The sequence below is a fragment of the Bacteroides sp. LFL-34 genome (genome assembly GCF_027257075.1).
In the GTDB taxonomy this organism is placed as follows: domain Bacteria; phylum Bacteroidota; class Bacteroidia; order Bacteroidales; family Bacteroidaceae; genus Bacteroides; species Bacteroides ovatus.
In genome coordinates, this window is sequence record NZ_JAPQKZ010000002.1 from 49,961 (window position 1) to 67,299 (window position 17,339).

Below are 17,339 nucleotides of genomic sequence, written 5' to 3' on the forward strand. Positions count from 1 at the left end.
ATACAGAGTAAATATGAGTGAAGTAGAATTAAAGAAGTTGTTTCAAATAGAGGATATATTATCACTTCCTAATGCGATTTTTAAAATAATCTTTGATAATGACGAAAGATTGCATCATATATATCGAGAGTTATTACAACTCAATACTCATGATCTTTCAAGAGATTGGTTTCAAGATATATATGAGGGTGAATTGGCTCAAAGAAACCAAAACAAGCAGGATTTTACTCCTAATGTAGTAGGAATACTACTATCAAGATTGACAGGGGTTTCCAAAGGGGTGATTTACGAACCTACTGCCGGGAATGGTTCCCTTATTATTTCTAACTGGTGGCATAGAGTTAAAACTTTAGGAACTGATTTCAAACCGTCTGAACACCCCGTTGAATGCTGGGAGTTGTCTGATAGGTCTATTCCGTTACTCTTGCTTAATTTATCGATACGTGGTATTAATGCAACTGTGTATCATGGTGATGTACTTGTAAAATCAATAAAAAGTGAATATCGCTTGCTGAACGTGAAAGATATTCCATTCGATTTTTCCATTATAGAAAAGATTAGTTATGATTGACGATAATTTTATAAAGAATCTGTACCAATACACTAGGAAAAGAATCAATTTCTTGTTTCCTGGCATTGATATTAATTACATGGATATCTCTCATTCCGTTATAGCTGACGAACGTTTTTCTATTGAAAATTGGCGGGATTTGGTTGATCGTCTGATTTACGATGAGGTTTCCTTTATAAAAAGAAACAACCGTTTTGGGGAAGCTGATTTAGCAATTAGAAATACTCCTGAAAATATTTTATTATGTAATAAATGTGGGGAGTATGTACCTGAAAGCAAATTCTATTTAAGTACGAAAATTTGTAATTCATGTTATTATATTGAAAATCGGGAAAAAATACTGAAGAATAATAAGGCATATCGGATTCGTAACAGAGACAAATTACTTGCCCGTAGGAAAGAATTGCGAAATGCCAATATTGAACATTATAGAGAATTGGAGAGGGCTAGTTACAAGCGTAGATATAAGGTTAATAAGGAAAAGATATTAGAGAAAAATAGAAAATATCAATTAGCTCACAAAAGTGAAATACGTGAGTATATGAAAGTGTATTATCAAAAAAATAAATCAAAATGGAAACAGTAATAGCAAATCCGCCCTTTTCCGCCAAATGGAGTGCAGATGTCTCTTTTATGGATGATGAACGATTTAGTGAAGTTGGGAAATTAGCCCCTAAATCTAAAGCTGATTATGCTTTTGTCTTGGATATAGTCCATAAACTGGATGTAACAGGGATTGCGGCTATAGTTCTTCCTCATGGAGTTTTATTTCGTGGTGCTGCCGAAGGTGTTATTCGCAGGTTTCTTATTGAAGATAAAAACTGCATTGATGCTGTCATTGGGCTACCGGCCAATATATTCTATGGTACTAGTATTCCTACTTGTATCTTGGTAATAAAGAAATGTCGTAAAGAAGATGAGAACATCCTTTTTATTGATGCAAGCAAAGATTTTGAAAAGCTTAAAAACAAGAACTCTTTGAGTGATGAACAAATAGACAAGATTGTACAGACGTTCCAAGAGCGTAAGGAAATTAAGAAATACAGTCATTGTGCCACATTGCAAGAGGTTATGGCTAATGATTTTAATCTTAACATACCGAGATACATAGATGTATTTGAGGAAGAAGAACCTATTGACATTAAGGCTGTTATGGATGAAATAAAAGAGCTGGAAGCCAAACGTGCCGAATTGGATAAGGAGATTGATGTTTATTTGCGAGAATTGAAACTGATTTAAATAACAAATTTATAAGATATGAAATTGGATGATGTGTATAAGGCTTGGATTTCTGTAAAGAAAAGGCAAGTCAAGACTAGTTCACTGGCATCGTACCAGCAGATATACGTGAAAAAGCTTTCTCCAATGTTAGGATGTATGGAAGTTGGGGAATTGAGCAAAAAGGTTATTGTGCCATTCATGAACGATCTTATGGATAATTCGGGGTTATCTGTGAAGTACTGCAATGATATTCTGATAGTTCTAAAAATGCTAATTCGGTTTGCTGACGAAGAGTTAGACCTTGAGGTACATAACATTACATGGAAGATGGTATGGCCAAGTAAAAATAAGATAGCTGCTCAAAAGCTGGAACGTTATTCTCCTGCTGAATATAAGAAAATCGTCGATTATGTGTTAGCGAATCCATCTCCACGTAATCTTGGAATTTTGCTAACGATATGTTCCGGTATGCGTATAGGGGAAGTATGTGCCTTACAATGGAAGGATATAGATTTAGATAAAAAGACTATTCATATTTGTAAAACCTTAGAACGCATATATATGCCAGGCGAGGATGGTACATTTAATAAAGCAAAAACCCATATTGAGATTGGGCCCCCGAAAACTTCAAATTCTGATAGGTATATTCCTATCTTAAAAAACATTTTCCCTTTGGTGAAGAAGTTTTCTGCTGTGTGTAATCCCGATTATTATGTGTGTACTTGTGGTGAGCAATATACAGAACCTCGGACCTTGCGGAATTATTATGAGAAATTTATTCTTGAAAAGGTAAAACTAGACCACTGTATCAAGTATCATGGATTAAGGCACACTTTTGCCACGACTCTTATAGAGAATAAAATTGATGTCAAAACTGTATCTACTATTCTTGGTCATTCAGATGTAGGTACCACTTTGAATATTTATGTTCATCCATCAGAGGAAGCTAAAACCGATGCTGTTAATTCAGGATTAAGGAGAATTTTTAAATAGCCCCAAATAAGTGATGAATATCGGAATACTAGCAGTCGATAGCAATTATCCTAATCTAGCTTTGATGAAGATAAGTAGCTATCACAAGGCAAGAGGTGATAATGTAGAATGGTATAATCCCCTTTGTTCTTATGATAAGGTTTACATTGCAAAAGTATTTAGCTTTACGCCGGATTACGGCTATTACATCAATGCCGATCAAGTTGAGAAAGGCGGTACAGGGTATGACATAAAAAAGGTTCTTCTACCGGAAATTGATAGAATGATTCCTGATTACGATCTGTATAATGTTGATAAAAATTTGGCTTATGGCTTTTTGACAAGGGGCTGTCCTAATCGTTGTAAATGGTGTGTTGTACCTGCCAAAGAAGGAAACATCACTCCTTACATGGATATTGCGGAAGTATCTGCTGGGCGAAAAAATGTGATTCTCATGGATAACAACATACTTGCATCCAACTACGGTTTGCAGCAGATTGAAAAGATTATCTCCATGGGAGTACGTGTAGACTTCAATCAAGGATTAGATGCCCGGTTGGTTACGGATGATATAGCCCGGTTGCTTGCAAAAGTAAAGTGGATGAAGCGCATAAGATTCGGTTGTGATACACCGGGACAAATAGCAGAATGTGAGCGTGCTACGGCTTTGATTGATAAGTACGGTTACAAAGGCGAATACTTCTTTTATTGTATCCTGCTTAGTGACTTTAAAGAATCGTTTGAGCGTGTCAATCATTGGAAGAATAAAGGCAGTCGGTTCTTGCCGCATTGCCAGCCTTACAGGGACTTAAATAATCCTCGTCAAATTATTCCTCAATGGCAAAAGGATTTAGCCGGATGGGCTGATAAGAAGTGGGTGTTTAGAAGCTGTGAATTTAAAGATTTTATCCCTCGAAAAGGGTTTAAATGTAGTGGATATTTTGATTAATAACAATACGAAAGTTATGATAATATTAAGAATAAAAAGGACCGGGAAAATTTTCCCGGTCCATAGGTCAGTAAACCTTCTGCCCTTTACGGTTAACTACACAATTATATATAGCTAACTCACCTGCTTTATCTCCTGTGCGTTTACAGTAATTGTACGCACCGCGAGCACCAGAGAATTCTCCTCTTCCATGTAGGTAGATAAACTCTCCAAGTAAAGCAGCTCCCTTACAAGCAGCGATAAATAAATAATACTTATTGTTCATAAATATACATTATTTATAGGTTAATACTAGATAGATTCTACCTAACAAACTATGTTATGGTCAGAATTTCTCAGTTAGTTATTACTAACAACTGCAAAGATAATAATTATATAGAAAACTCAAACTTTAAAATTATCAATGAAAGCAATAACAATAAAACAACCATGGGCTTCTTTAATAGTGCATGGTATCAAGGATATTGAGAACCGTACTTGGGCGTGTCCATGGAAATACATAGGGCATAGAGTGTTAATCCATGCAAGTGGGAAACCTGTAGAAATGAGAAATCCCAATAGTGTATTTACAAAAGCTCAATGGGATAGTCTGCCTATTGAGTTTCAACGAAAAATAATATGTGCAGAGGGCATTGTCAATTCTGCTATCATTGGAAGTGTAGAAATAATTGGATGCTCTATCAATCATCCTTCTAAATGGGCAGAGAAAACAGATGATAGTAAAGGCTATTATGAAAATCCTATTTATAACTGGGTACTAGCTAATCCTATATTATTTCCAGAGCCGATACCGGCTAAAGGGAAATTGTCATTTTGGGAGTATCCCAATATCAATTCAGAGGACGATATTTGCTTGTGTAATTTGGTCGTAAATGAAAGGAATCAAGTCGTTAGCTATGGAGAGTATGACCGATGTGTATACTGTGGTAGTAAATGGAGTAAATAACAATAGTACAGAATAATAGTAACATAATAGTTAGATATGAATTATACTGTCAATATCTTCTTCATTGTCAACATACATTTTGATGTATTTTCTTAATAAGGTTGGATTATTGACACATTCATCTGTTTTAATTATTTGGAGATTATTCAATCCATATAAAGATGTCAAATTCCAATTTGTCATTTCTTGTAGTGAGCGTTTTATCTCAATTTCCGATTTTGCGTCTTTAGTGAATATTGTAATATTCTTCTTTTGGGGATTAGTGGATGAAGATTGTCTTTCAAAAAAGGCTTTAAAATATTGGCTGTCATTTATGCCTAATGAATGCCCAAATATTGTAATATCATCAGCATCCATTAAATCATATACCATAGCTGGGGGATTATATTGGGAATCAAATGATTTCTGTATAAAATCATAGTTTTTGTCTATGTTTTCATCTCTTGTTCCTAAAATGATATTCCCGTCTAAACATAAGCCATGTACATACTTAACTGCATCATTAAATTCCATAGCAAAACTAGAGTTGGGAGCTATTGCTCCAAAACTTGTATAATTAAAAGAGTATATGACAATTTCATCATTTACATTGCTTTTGATAAATGTTCTTGCTACTGTAGCAGCTATGGAGTTTTCATTAATAGCTTCTTTTTGAATTTTTATTAGGTATTGCATTAACCCAACTTTAATCAACTGTACGGCTTTTTTATCTCGTTCAATTGGAGAATTTAGCACATCTTCATGTGATAAACAGATTATGTAAGAAAGTCCAGGTTTGGATAATACGCCTATCTTTAATAGTCTATTAACAGTCTCAGCATTTGTTTGTATTAAATCATTATATTCAGAAATACCATGATAGGCATGTATCATTTCTAATATTTTTCTTTCTGTGCTATTATATAAATCGAATGGATGCCCATTATTATTCTTAATTTTAGTATAATAATAACTTAGTTCATTCTCCAAATCATACCACTTGACCGCATCTAAATTATCGTTCCATTTGTCATTTAAATGTTTGATTAAAGGAGATGGGTAGTCTTTGGGACAAAATTCAGATTGGCAAAAGTCCTTGTATGAAGTCTTTCTGCCTAAACAAAGGTCAAATCCGTTACCTATTATCAGAACTCTTTTTCTATCTTTATTCATACTGCAAAAGTAAGGAAAGATTATGATAATAAGAACTGAAATTTATATAATTGTTGAACCTTTGGTGTATTGGTTATCCGATACACCTTTATTTTTTTGTGATGATGAGAAAAATGATTGTAACTGGCAGTGAAGGCTTCATAGGTAAAGCCCTCTGCCAAGAATTAGCGAAAAGAAATGTTGAAGTGATAGGTATCGATCGAAAGAACGGTACTGAAGCTTCAAAAGTATGTGAACTTCTAAAGTACGGTGATATCGACTGTGTATTTCACCTGGCAGCACAAACAAGTGTATTCAATGGAAATCTGGAACAGATCCGGAAAGATAATATTGATACCTTTATGTGCATAGCCGATGCATGTAACCAATACCATGTAAAATTAGTATATGCCAGTTCATCGACCGCGAACCCGGAGAACACAACAAGTCTCTATGGTATAAGTAAGTACTTTGATGAACAGTATGCATCTATCTATTGTAAGGCTGCGACCGGGTGCCGGCTGCATAATGTATATGGACCTAATCCGCGAAAAAGAACTCTTCTCTGGTTCCTGATGGAAAAGGAAAACGTGTCATTATACAACTGTGGTCAGAATATCCGGTGCTTCACTTACATAGATGATGTCATTGAGGGGCTTATCTATTCGGTGGGTTGTAACCGGCAACTTATCAATATTTGTAACGTTCAACCTGTGACTACTATGTATTTTGCTTCTTTAGTAAAATACTACAAACCGATTGAAATAGAGTTGATTAATAAAAAACGAGATTTTGACAATTTGGAGCAGTCGGTGAACCGGGATATCTATTTAGTACCTTTGTCTTACACATCTGTCGAGGACGGAGTAAAGAAGATCTTTGATGAAAGGAAAGGGAAAGATATGTCGTATTGACGACTGGGATAAGCCGGAAGCGGTGAAAGGTAAGAGCTGGTCTCATCAGGAACGGTTATGTGATTTGAGAGAAAAGGTGTCACTTCATAAAAAGGGTGATATCTATTACATCTCCCAGTTCACCCGTTCCAAGACCGGTACCAGCTTTTCAGAAATTAAACAGTCGGAGGAACTTGCATCATTCTTTGCAGAGAGAGCGTGTGAGTTTCTCCACCGCTTCATTGTAGGGGGATGTGAAGGATGGTGTATAGTCACCACACCGCGACGGAGACACTACGAGGGCTTTCATTTTGCAACCTCTATCTGCACGAAAATAGCTGGGGCGGTGAAAATACCATTCTATGAGAATGCAATTCAGTGCCTAACTAAAGATAGATTGAATCCGGAATTCTTTCTTCTTCGTCCGATAAAGGAAAAGAAGATAATAGTGTACGATGACATATTAACAACTGGCAGCACACTGCTTGCCACCTATGAGCTTTTAAAGGATAGAGAGCAGCTTCTTTTTCTCGTAGGAATAAATAACAATTGATATGGGAAAGCAAGAGAAACCATTAACATTCAAGCAAGAGAAATTCTGTAAATACTACGTTGATACAGAAGGTAATGCTAGTGAAGCATATAGGATGTCTTATGATGCGTCAAAGATGAAACCTGAAACGATTTGGAGTGCTGCTAGCAGATTGTTAGCCAATAGCAAGGTTAGTGCAAGGATAAGTGAGATTAAGCAACAGAGGGCGAAAGAGACTGAAGTAGAGAGGAAAACGGTCGAGAAGGTATTAATGGATATTGTACTCGCTGATCCCGATGATTTACATTATGTAGACCCTGTTACCGGGAAAACAAAGATGAGAAGTCCGTCCCAACTTCCAAAGCGTGCCCGTAATGCGTTGAAGAAGATTCAGAATAATAGAGGAGTGGTTAATTATGAGTTCAACGGCAAGACAGAAGCCGCCCGGATTCTTGGTGCCTGGAATGGATGGGAAGCCGATAAGAATGTCAACATCAAAGGTGGAGACGGAAATAAAGTCGGTGAACTTCGTATCGGATTTGAAGATAATGAGGATTCGGAAGAATAGAACAATTTGAACTGCAAAATCCAGTATTCACCCTACGGAGAAACCTTACTTTTAGAACAATATGGTTATAAATTATAAGAAGCTAAATCCTAACGGATTCTATCTATTGAAGTACTTGAATGATGAGACTATCCGTTTTATCATTCTCTATGGAGGTTCATCTTCCGGTAAGTCGTATAGTGTGGCACAAACAATACTGATACAGACATTACAGGATGGTGAGAACACTCTTGTCATGCGTAAAGTAGGAGCTTCTATTCTCAAAACCATTTATGAAGATTATAAAGTCGCTGCGGCCGGTCTTGGCATATCCCATTTGTTCAAGTTCCAACAGAATACTATTAAGTGTCTGGTTAATGGTGCGAAGATAGATTTTTCCGGTCTTGACGATCCGGAAAAGATAAAAGGTATCTCCAATTATAAGCGTGTTCAGTTAGAGGAATGGTCAGAGTTCGAGCATCCGGATTTCAAGCAGCTACGTAAGCGTTTGCGTGGTAAGAAAGGGCAGCAAATTATTTGTACCTTTAATCCGATCAGTGAAAGCCACTGGATAAAGAAAGAGTTCATTGATAAAGACAAATGGCATGATGTACCGATGACAGTTACCATTGCCGGCAAAGAGTTGCCGAAAGAACTTACCAAGGTCAAATCCGTAAAGAAGAATGCACCCAGGCAAATACTTAATCTTCGTACTAAGCAAATCGAGGAACAGGCACCTAATACAGTTATTATCCAATCTACCTATTTGAATAATTTTTGGGTGGTCGGTAGTCCTGACGGTACGTATGGTTTCTATGATGAGCAATGTGTTGCCGACTTTGAGTATGATAGAGTCCACGATCCGGATTATTACAATGTGTACGCATTGGGAGAGTGGGGTGTTATTCGTACCGGTAGCGAGTTCTTCGGTTCGTTCAACCGTGGCAAACATTCCGGTGAACATAAATATATCCCGGACCTGCCTATTCATATATCAGTAGATAATAACGTACTGCCATATATCAGTGTGTCGTACTGGCAAGTAGATTTCACTACCGGTATCAAGGTTTGGCAGTTCCATGAGACATGCGCCGAAAATCCTAACAATACAGTAAAGAAGTCCTCTAAACTTGTAGCCAAGTATCTGAAAGATATCAGGTATAGTGATAAAGTCTACCTACACGGGGATGCCTCAACAAAGGTGGCCAATAGCATTGATGATGAAAAACGTTCTTGGATGGACTTATTCATAGATACATTGCAGAAAGAAGGATTCGAGATTGAGGATAAGGTAGGCAATAAGAATCCGAGTGTTGCCATGACCGGTGAGTTTATCAATGCTATCTTTGATTGTACTGTTCCCGGTATAGAGATATACATTGACGAATCATGTTCGGTATCTATTGAGGACTACATGAGCGTACAGAAAGATGCTAACGGTGCCATTCTTAAAACTAAGGTCAAGAATAAAACTACCTTGCAGACTTATGAGGAGCACGGGCACCTGTCTGATACGTTCCGATATGTCGTTGTGGATTTGTGTAGTGAGCAGTATATAGAGTTTAGTAACCGGCGAAAAAGAAACTTGTATGCTTGTAATGGCACTATTAATTTCTTCAATCCAGATACCGAATGTAAATACACTAAGAAGATTCTATATGTGATGCCGAATGTTAATGGGAAATTTGTCCTTATACAAGCGTTTAGATGTGGAAATAAATGGCATGTTGTTGATGTCGTATTTATGGATACTACTTCAACAGAAGATATACGTTCTTCTATTTTGTCCCATGAATCTGATTCATGTGTAATTGAATGTACAGATGCTTATTTCCCTTTTATCCGGGAACTCCGTTCTAGTACAAACAAGGAGATTCGTGTAATGAAAGAGTTTCCGGATGTAGATAAGCGTATTGCTGCAACATCTGATTATGTGAAAAATAGTATTCTTTTTTCTGCATCAAAAGTAGAATCTGATACGGAATATGTTGCCTTCATGAATAACCTGATGGACTATAATAAAGATAGTGAAACAAAAGAGGCCAGTGCAGTTTTGAGTGGGCTAGTACAGTTCGTTGTAAAATTAGGTTTGAATTGAATTACGTTATATATGATTGAAAATAAGGATGTTATGTTGTTGGTATTATGTTTTCGTAATTTCAAGATTTTAGTGTTTTGGAAAACGGTTTTCCTTTTTACTTAGTTTTGCTCAAAAAGGAACCCAATGAATATTTTTTTTGATAATCTATTTGGAAAGAAATCTAAGACTAAAGGTGAAGTTGAAATAGTTACTTCATCTGAAAATAAGGATATAGATACTCAAAGTGGCAAGGCTGAAAAATGGTCAGTTGCATACATTGAGGACCTTACTAGTCCTATTGTAGCGGGCAGTAACTATCTAACGCTATTCAGTACGATACCTGAAGTCTTTTTCCCGATCGATTATATTGCATCGCGAATTGCAGGTGCTAATTTTCAATTGAAGAAAACTAAGGATGACAGTATAGTATGGGCGAATAAACGAATGAATGGCATACTTAGTCGTCCTAATTGTTTGATGCGTTGGAAAGAATTGATTTATCAGCACCATATTTATAAATTGTGTACAGGGAATAGCTTTATTCGTGCCGCTATGCCTGATGTCTTTTCTACAGCTGAAAAATGGAGATATTGCGATAATTATTGGGTGCTACCTTCTGATAAGACTATTGTAGAACCTGTTTACGGGAATATGCCATTGTTTGGTATTGCCCAAACAGAAGATATTATTCGTAGCTATCGTTTGGAGTATGGTTGGAATGGTAGTTTGGAAATTCCTCCATACCAAATATGGCATGATAGAGACGGAAGTGCAGAGTTCTATTCAGGGGCTATGTTCTTGAAGTCCAAAAGTCGTCTTGCTTCCCAAAATAAGCCAATGTCAAATTTAATAGCTGTATATGAAGCTAGAAATGTGATTTATGTAAAGCGGGGTGGATTGGGCTTTATTGTAAGTAAGAAAACTGATGCTACCGGTTCAATAGCGTTGACTGACGATGAAAAGGAACAGCTTTTGAAGCAAAATTTTGAGAAGTATGGTGTAAGGAAGGGCCAGGTACCTTATGGTATTTCAGATGCAGACATTGACTTTGTTCGTACTAATCTTTCTATTGCAGAGTTACAGCCGTTTGAAGAGACTTTGGCTGATGCAATAAATATTGCAGGGGCATACGGCATCCCTGCCGTTCTTGTTCCGCGAAAAGACCAGTCCACATTTAGCAATCAGGCTACTGCTGAAAAGAGCGTATATTGTTCAACTGTTATTCCTATGGCCAAACAATTCTGCAAGGATTTTACAGCTTTCCTTGGTCTTGAAGGAGGGGGATATTATTTGGATTGTGATTTCTCTGATGTTGATTGTTTGCAGGAAGGATTGAAAGAATCCGAAGACGTAAAGACAAATATAAATAAACGTTGTCGTGAACAATTCTCATGTGGGCTTATAACACTCAATGACTGGCGTGCCCAAATAGGCGAAAGTATGATAGAAAATCCCTTGTTTGACAAATTGAAATTTGATATGTCAGATGAGGAACTGGATAAAGTAAATCGAGTTTTTAACACTAAAAGTGGAGATGAAAAAGATGGAAGAGAAAATCAAAAGCCTTCAGTACAAGACAAAGGCAAATGATGTTGATGAGAAGGGTATCGTTACCGTTGCGGTGAACGGTATCGGTGTGAAGGACTCACAAAATGACATATCTATGCCCGGCTCATTCAATAAGACATTGAAAGAAAATATTGGTCGGATGCGTTGGTTCCTGAATCATCGTACAGACCAGTTGTTAGGTGTTCCGTTGAGTGGTAAGGAAACAGAAGGTAATTTGGTTATGGTCGGTCAGTTAAATCTTGAAAAACAGATTGGCCGTGATACGTTAGCTGATTATAAGCTGTTTGCAGAGAATGGAAGAACCCTAGAACACTCTATCGGAGTAAAAGCCATCAAAAGGGATTCTATCGATCCTTGTAAGGTGCTTGAATGGCGTATGATGGAATATTCAACATTGACAAGTTGGGGGAGTAATCCACAGACGTTCCTTGTGAATATCAAGTCTGCTACTGCTGACCAGGTAAAGGAAGCTGTTGATTTCGTCCGGAAAGCGTTCTTGCAGCATGGATATAGTGATGAACGTTTAAAAGGATACGATATGGAATTAAGTTTATTACTGAAGAGCCTCAACGGTGGTGCCGTTGTCTCATGTCCTCATTGTGGTTATCAATTTGATTATGATGCAGAAACAGAGCATACCTTTGCCCAACAGGTATTAGATTATGCTGCTGATTATCAGAGATGGATAACGCAGGACATTGTAAGGGAAGAAATGGAGAAGCTCACTCCGGAGATTAGAACCCAAGTAATTTCTCTTATTGATTCTGTCAAATCAGAAAAGAAAGAATTTACTCAAAAGGGTCTACAAGACCTTATGAATTATGTAAGATGTCCCCACTGTTGGGGAAAAGTATATCGTTCGAATGCTATTCTGCAAAACACTTCTGAAAATACCACCGGAAAAAATGAGCCGTCTGTTGACACTCAAGAAAAGAATGACGGGGAAAATGGGAACGATGAAGTAACGATTAAAGCCGCTGATAATGGCACTTTACTTGATTTCAAGAGTTTGAATAGCTGTTTCGAGAATAAATAACTTAAAATTTAAATTTTATGCCTAAAAAATTTACAGTATCAGATTTTAATCTGAAAACAGACGGTCTGCCGGCAGAACAGAAAACTTTCATGGAAAACATCGTCGGCATGATGTGTGAAGTAGTTAACAAGTCACTTGAAGGATTTGCCTCACCGGAGGAGGTAACGAAACAGTTTGGTGACATCAATAATCTATTGAAAGCCTATGATGGAGAAAAGTTCCAGCAATTGGTAAAGGACAACGAGCAACTTGTAGAACAAGTTAAAACTCTTGGTGAAAGTATCGAGAAAATGAAGCAGAAAGGTCTTTCTATGGATACTATCAACAAGTTTGACGAGAAATTGAACGAGATGCTTGATTCTGAAAAATTCAGAGATTTCGCAGAAGGAAAAACACGCAAATCAGGAGAATTTGACGGCTTCTCCTTGAAAGATGTCGTTTCCATGACTGACAATTACACCGGTGATTTGTTGATTACTCAACAACAGAAACGTGTTGTGACTCAGGTTGCCAACAAAAAGTTGCATATGCGTGATGTATTAACGACGCTGACAGCTGATCCTGCATATCCTCAACTCGCCTATGCGCAAGTATATGCTTTCAACCGCAATGCCCGTTTTGTAACAGAGAACGGTCGTTTACCGGAATCAAGTATCAAGGTAAAAGAGATACAGACAGGAACTAAGCGCCTTGGTACTCATATCCGTATCTCAAAACGTATGTTGAAATCAAGAGTGTACATTCGTTCCTACATCTTGAACATGCTTCCTGAAGCTGTTTGGATGGCAGAAGACTGGAACATTTTGTTTGGTGACGGTAATGGTGAGAATTTGCTTGGTATTATTAATAATACTGGGGTGACTTCTGTAGAGAAGATTATTAGTACAGCCATTGTTACAGGTGCCGCCGGTGCTGTAAAAGCTATTACCGGATATAACGGTGATAAGGATGTGATTGTAGAGTTTGCAGAACCACAGGATTTGATTCTTGATGGAATGAGTATCACGTTCGCTGGCGCCGCTGTTCTTACAGAACTGAACAAAACACACGCTCTTGTGAAAATGGAAGATGGTCGTATCCTTATTCCTGGTGTCGCGTTCTCCGGTGCTGAAACGGCTACGGATAAAATGACATTCAGTGTTCATGAAGCCGGCTTTAAGAACATTGAGGAACCCAACTCTGAAGATGTAGTGAAAACAGCTTTCGCCGCAATGACATATGCCCAGTATTTTCCGAATGCTATTATTCTTAATCCAATGACTGTTAACGGTATGGAATCAGAGAAAGATACGACAGGACGTAATCTTGGTATCGTTAAAATGGTTGATGGGGTGAAATATATTGCCGGTCGTCCGATTATCGAGTATGGTGGTATTCTTCCAGGTAAGTATCTTTTGGGTGACTTTAACCAAGCCGCAAATTTGGTTGATTATACCACTTTGACACTTGAATGGGCTGAAGATGTGGAGACCAAGCTTTGCAATGAGGTTGTGCTGATGGCACAAGAAGAAGTTATCTTCCCGATTTATATGCCGTGGGCTTTCGCTTATGGGGATTTGGCCGCATTGAAGACTGCAATAACTAAAGCGTAGGATTATGGATTACATACTTAGAGGTAACGATAAGGATGTAACCAATGTGCTTAAAGAGCAACGCATTCGGATTAATAGAGGGATGATTCAACTCATCCCTATTTCCGAATGTGGTCTTGTTACAGAAGAAGATGCCCGAAAGACATTGGAATGTATGCTTGCAGAGAAAAATGAAGAGATTGGCAGGCTTACTGCATCCATTGCAGAGAAAGATAAGACAATTGTTGAACTGACAGAAGAGCGTGAAACAATGAAAGCTCGCATTGCAGAACTTGAAGTACAGGTGCCTTCTGATGAAAAGAATCTTCCGGTTGCCGATTCAAAAGATTTGCAAGAGGAAGATGCCAAGGAGGTAACTGTTACAGATGATAAAGCCGTTTCCGTGGAAGATGAAAAGAAAACCGGGAAAGGCAAGACTTCTAAATAACTATCGCTATGTTGATTGATGTTTCATATTTTATGTCAGGTCCCAGGCATATTGAGAATGTTTCGGTCGCTGAAATGCCTTCGCCCCAATCTCTTGCTGTGAATGAGGTGATAAATGGGTATATTAAGGCATTTCAGCCCGAATTTCTCCGGAATGTTGTTGGTGTGACTCTTTCCCAAGCTATCACAGATTATTTGGAGCTTATTGAACGGGAAAAGGAAGATTCTTCAGATGAAGTTGATATTTCAGAAGAGAAGGAAGCCCCCCAGTCCGGATATGCAGTATTATGCGAGAAGCTGTGTGAACCGTTCGCTGACTATGTCTTTTATCATATTCTTCGTGACGCAAACACCCAGGCTACAATAACCGGGCTTGTCCGTTTGAAATGTGCTAATGAATATATAGCTCCTTTGAAGAGACAAGTAAGCACATGGAATAGCATGGTAGAGAAGAATAAACAGTTTGTTGAATGGGCTATGTCGAATGATTGTCCTTTCGATGTGAAAATAACCAAGAATCTTTTGACCCCAATTAATGCTTTCAATTTATGATAGATTTAGATATAACAGAACTGTTTGAGGAGATTGTAAAGGAACTTCCAGAAGGGCTTGAAATTCTCTATCCAAATGGGAAAGGGGGAACTAAAGTTATGAAGTCCCCAAGGTTGAATTACATCTTCGGTAGCAGTCAATATATCAAAGATATTTTAGATGAATACAGTAAGTCTTCTGCCCAGTCTGAAAGGAAGTTTCCATTGGTTGCACTATTCACTCCAATTAGTGAGGATAGAGGTGATGCGGATTATTTTTCAAAAGCAAAGGTTTCGTTAATTATAGCATGTTCTTCTTGTAAAGAGTGGAGCAATGAGATGCGCAGAACCACATCTTTTAAAAATATCCTTCGGCCAATCTATAAACGTTTATTGGAAGTATTATATGAAGATTCTCGGTTCGACTGCGACTATGACGAAAAAGTGAAACATAGTTATTCAGAAAACTATTCATATGGCAGATACGGAGCCTATACAGATTCCGGTGAGGCTGTGAGCGAGCCGATTGATGCCATAAATATACGCTCGATGGAAATAAAAATTAATAATCTTAATTGTAGAAGAAAATGAGAAAGATTAGAACGTGTAAGGGTTCCCGGATGAACACTGGTAGTTCTGCTTGTAGCATTGACTGGAAAAAGGTCAAAGGTGCTATCTTGACAGAACATGGTGTCAAACTCCCTGCTGATATAACAGGTGAGAAGTTGCTCGAATTGTGCCATGCAGACCGTCCCGGGCGTATTTACCCTATTTTGCCATTCCTGGAGTATGCCAAGAATGGTGGAGAGCCTCAAGTTAATCCTGTAGGGTACGGTGCAAGTGAATACAACGGGCTTAGCGCTCAAACAGACACCTTCACTTTGAAGAAATTTGATGAGGTTTTGAATGCCCAGCTTCTGAAATGTGCCAATAAAGGATGGGACGTTTACTTTTGGAATCAGGATAATATGTTGATCGGTTATAATGATGACACTGATATCCTTGCCGGTATTCCGATGTCTACTGTTTACCCGACCGTGACACAGTACCCGACCAGTAGTGCTAAGTCTGCGATGACTGTTAGTTTTTCACATGAAGATGTGGAAGACAGCCAATTGCACTTTGACTACGTGCAGTTAGACTTCAATCCCAAGAATTTCGTTAAAGGCTTGGTTGATGTTGTGTTTCAAAAGTTGGAGGCCGAAAATACTTACAAAATAGTTGAAGTTGTTGGTGGTTATGACCGTACAGAAGAATTTGGCAGTCTTATTGCTGATGGTGCTGCTGAAGTTATGAATAACGTAACTTCCGCTACATATTCGGATGGTATCATTACCATTGTTCCTAAAGCCGGGGCGGTTCCTTCGTTGAAAGCTCCTTCTGTATTGTATGAAAAAGGAATCAGAGGTATCGAGCAGGTGTCATGAAGGTAGATAATGTTACGTTCGTCGAGGTTGCTGTGAAGGGCATGACGAAGGAAGAGTTTATTAATGCACACATTAAAGTCGTGTGGCAGGAACTGAAGGAAGCTGACCGCAAGAAGAAGCTCTCGGAAGTGTACGATGCGATAACTAAGTAACCGACGGGCTGGGGTGTGATTACAGCCCGGCCCGTTATATTTTTACTGTATGGCAGATTTTGATGAATTACATAGAGTTATTCATTCCATTGCATCCGAGTTTGAAGAGGAATGTATTAGGTGTATGGAAGAACATAAGAATGTACTCGTTGATTGCATTCAGGAACAATTATATTCCGGTCTGGACGGTACTGAACATCTATTGAATCCTGATTATGATACTGACACCTATTTTAACGAGCCCGGTCCCTGGCAGAACCGTGCGGAACAATATAAACGATGGAAGGAGAGGATAACTCCACCTCTTAGAAGTGAGATGCTTTATTTGCCACCGCGTCCGGTTGAGGTACCTAACCTCTTTATTACTGGTACTTTCTATGATAGCATAACTGCCGATAGAATTGATTCCGGGCTTCGATTCTCAACGAAAGGATTTACGGACGGTAGTTCTATTGAGAAGAAATACGGTGAGCAGATTTTAGGCATTGGTGATACAGCTAAAGAGTACTTTAATATTATGTATCTCCGTCCCTGGATGGAACGTTTCTTTTCAGAATGTGGATATCGGTAGAAAATGGCTTGTAGTTGCGAAATAAAAAAGATGCAGAGTGAACTGGAACGTATCAGTGATCTTGCAAAGAAAGCAGCTGTCTTGGATGGTTGCATGTATGTCGTTTATCAGAAAGAAGATGGTACCTATGCTTTTGATAAACTAGGAGTTGAGATAAAAGGAAAGATTGTTGAATATAGACATTACCTGTAATT

The 17,339-nt window shown here is 38.1% G+C and carries 21 protein-coding genes and 1 pseudogene; 20 read left to right on the forward strand and 2 right to left on the reverse strand.

Annotated elements, in window-relative coordinates; translation table 11 throughout:
• Nucleotides 1-13 precede the first annotated feature (13 nt).
• From N5O98_RS00585 to N5O98_RS00605, 5 genes and pseudogenes are all read left to right on the forward strand, one after another.
• Nucleotides 14-571 (forward strand): N-6 DNA methylase, encoded by a 558-nt coding sequence (locus N5O98_RS00585; protein WP_004300240.1) that lies wholly within the window; start codon nucleotides 14-16, stop codon nucleotides 569-571.
• Nucleotides 564-1,157, forward strand: coding sequence for a hypothetical protein (locus tag N5O98_RS00590; protein ID WP_004300242.1), 594 nt, complete (start codon nucleotides 564-566; stop codon nucleotides 1,155-1,157). The genes N5O98_RS00585 and N5O98_RS00590 overlap by 8 nt, the downstream gene beginning before the upstream one ends.
• A pseudogene (locus tag N5O98_RS00595) lies at nucleotides 1,154-1,810 on the forward strand (N-6 DNA methylase); the annotation flags it as partial. The gene N5O98_RS00590 and the pseudogene N5O98_RS00595, both read left to right, overlap by 4 nt.
• A gap of 18 nt (nucleotides 1,811-1,828) precedes the next feature.
• Nucleotides 1,829-2,785, forward strand: a complete 957-nt coding sequence (locus N5O98_RS00600) for a tyrosine-type recombinase/integrase (protein WP_118313729.1) — start codon at nucleotides 1,829-1,831, stop codon at nucleotides 2,783-2,785.
• 13 nt (nucleotides 2,786-2,798) lie between these two features.
• The gene (locus N5O98_RS00605; RefSeq protein ID WP_004300248.1) at nucleotides 2,799-3,713 is read left to right on the forward strand and encodes a hypothetical protein; all 915 of its coding nucleotides are present in this window, start codon (nucleotides 2,799-2,801) and stop codon (nucleotides 3,711-3,713) included.
• 67 nt (nucleotides 3,714-3,780) lie between these two features.
• Here the strand turns inward: N5O98_RS00605 and N5O98_RS00610 are convergent, their stop codons facing one another.
• Nucleotides 3,781-3,978: a hypothetical protein gene (locus N5O98_RS00610; protein WP_004300249.1), complete on the reverse strand. Its 198-nt coding sequence runs from the start codon at nucleotides 3,976-3,978 to the stop codon at nucleotides 3,781-3,783.
• Nucleotides 3,979-4,116: 138 nt separating this feature from the next.
• Here N5O98_RS00610 and N5O98_RS00615 point away from each other — a divergent pair, with 138 nt between their 5' ends.
• Nucleotides 4,117-4,659 carry an ASCH domain-containing protein gene (locus N5O98_RS00615; RefSeq protein ID WP_004300253.1) on the forward strand — a complete coding sequence of 181 codons (543 nt, stop codon included), beginning with the start codon at nucleotides 4,117-4,119 and terminating at the stop codon, nucleotides 4,657-4,659.
• A 30-nt stretch (nucleotides 4,660-4,689) separates the two neighbouring features.
• Here the strand turns inward: N5O98_RS00615 and N5O98_RS00620 are convergent, their stop codons facing one another.
• The gene (locus tag N5O98_RS00620; protein ID WP_004300254.1) at nucleotides 4,690-5,811 is read right to left on the reverse strand and encodes an AbiH family protein; all 1,122 of its coding nucleotides are present in this window, start codon (nucleotides 5,809-5,811) and stop codon (nucleotides 4,690-4,692) included.
• Between the two features lie 101 nt (nucleotides 5,812-5,912).
• Here N5O98_RS00620 and N5O98_RS00625 point away from each other — a divergent pair, with 101 nt between their 5' ends.
• From N5O98_RS00625 to N5O98_RS00690, 14 genes are all read left to right on the forward strand, one after another.
• Entirely contained in the window at nucleotides 5,913-6,704 is a 792-nt protein-coding gene (locus N5O98_RS00625; RefSeq protein ID WP_004300259.1) for an NAD-dependent epimerase/dehydratase family protein, read from the forward strand.
• A complete protein-coding gene (locus tag N5O98_RS00630) occupies nucleotides 6,673-7,236 on the forward strand; it encodes a phosphoribosyltransferase (protein ID WP_118313730.1) in 564 nt (187 codons plus the stop codon). The genes N5O98_RS00625 and N5O98_RS00630 overlap by 32 nt, the downstream gene beginning before the upstream one ends.
• Nucleotide 7,237: 1 nt before the next feature.
• On the forward strand, nucleotides 7,238-7,783 hold the full coding sequence (locus N5O98_RS00635) for a terminase small subunit (RefSeq protein WP_118313731.1): 546 nt from the start codon (nucleotides 7,238-7,240) through the stop codon (nucleotides 7,781-7,783).
• Nucleotides 7,784-7,844: 61 nt separating this feature from the next.
• The gene (locus tag N5O98_RS00640; protein ID WP_004300264.1) at nucleotides 7,845-9,860 is read left to right on the forward strand and encodes a PBSX family phage terminase large subunit; all 2,016 of its coding nucleotides are present in this window, start codon (nucleotides 7,845-7,847) and stop codon (nucleotides 9,858-9,860) included.
• 126 nt (nucleotides 9,861-9,986) lie between these two features.
• Entirely contained in the window at nucleotides 9,987-11,432 is a 1,446-nt protein-coding gene (locus N5O98_RS00645) for a phage portal protein (RefSeq protein ID WP_008017300.1), read from the forward strand.
• Nucleotides 11,386-12,447, forward strand: a complete 1,062-nt coding sequence (locus N5O98_RS00650; RefSeq protein WP_004311553.1) for a phage prohead protease HK97 family — start codon at nucleotides 11,386-11,388, stop codon at nucleotides 12,445-12,447. The genes N5O98_RS00645 and N5O98_RS00650 overlap by 47 nt, the downstream gene beginning before the upstream one ends.
• A 17-nt stretch (nucleotides 12,448-12,464) precedes the next feature.
• Entirely contained in the window at nucleotides 12,465-14,039 is a 1,575-nt protein-coding gene (locus N5O98_RS00655) for a phage major capsid protein (protein ID WP_004311554.1), read from the forward strand.
• A gap of 4 nt (nucleotides 14,040-14,043) precedes the next feature.
• The gene (locus N5O98_RS00660) at nucleotides 14,044-14,466 is read left to right on the forward strand and encodes a hypothetical protein (RefSeq protein ID WP_004300271.1); all 423 of its coding nucleotides are present in this window, start codon (nucleotides 14,044-14,046) and stop codon (nucleotides 14,464-14,466) included.
• Between the two features lie 8 nt (nucleotides 14,467-14,474).
• A complete protein-coding gene (locus tag N5O98_RS00665) occupies nucleotides 14,475-15,017 on the forward strand; it encodes a hypothetical protein (protein ID WP_004300274.1) in 543 nt (180 codons plus the stop codon).
• Nucleotides 15,014-15,586 (forward strand): hypothetical protein, encoded by a 573-nt coding sequence (locus N5O98_RS00670; RefSeq protein ID WP_004300276.1) that lies wholly within the window; start codon nucleotides 15,014-15,016, stop codon nucleotides 15,584-15,586. The genes N5O98_RS00665 and N5O98_RS00670 overlap by 4 nt, the downstream gene beginning before the upstream one ends.
• Complete coding sequence (locus tag N5O98_RS00675) at nucleotides 15,583-16,422, forward strand: hypothetical protein (protein ID WP_004300278.1); 840 nt, start codon at nucleotides 15,583-15,585, stop codon at nucleotides 16,420-16,422. Before N5O98_RS00670 ends, N5O98_RS00675 begins: the two co-directional genes overlap by 4 nt.
• Nucleotides 16,419-16,574, forward strand: a complete 156-nt coding sequence (locus N5O98_RS00680) for a hypothetical protein (protein ID WP_004300280.1) — start codon at nucleotides 16,419-16,421, stop codon at nucleotides 16,572-16,574. The genes N5O98_RS00675 and N5O98_RS00680 overlap by 4 nt, the downstream gene beginning before the upstream one ends.
• 49 nt (nucleotides 16,575-16,623) lie before the next feature.
• Nucleotides 16,624-17,145, forward strand: a complete 522-nt coding sequence (locus N5O98_RS00685) for a hypothetical protein (RefSeq protein WP_117512300.1) — start codon at nucleotides 16,624-16,626, stop codon at nucleotides 17,143-17,145.
• A 30-nt stretch (nucleotides 17,146-17,175) separates the two neighbouring features.
• Complete coding sequence (locus N5O98_RS00690; protein WP_004311558.1) at nucleotides 17,176-17,337, forward strand: hypothetical protein; 162 nt, start codon at nucleotides 17,176-17,178, stop codon at nucleotides 17,335-17,337.
• Nucleotides 17,338-17,339: the final 2 nt, after the last annotated feature.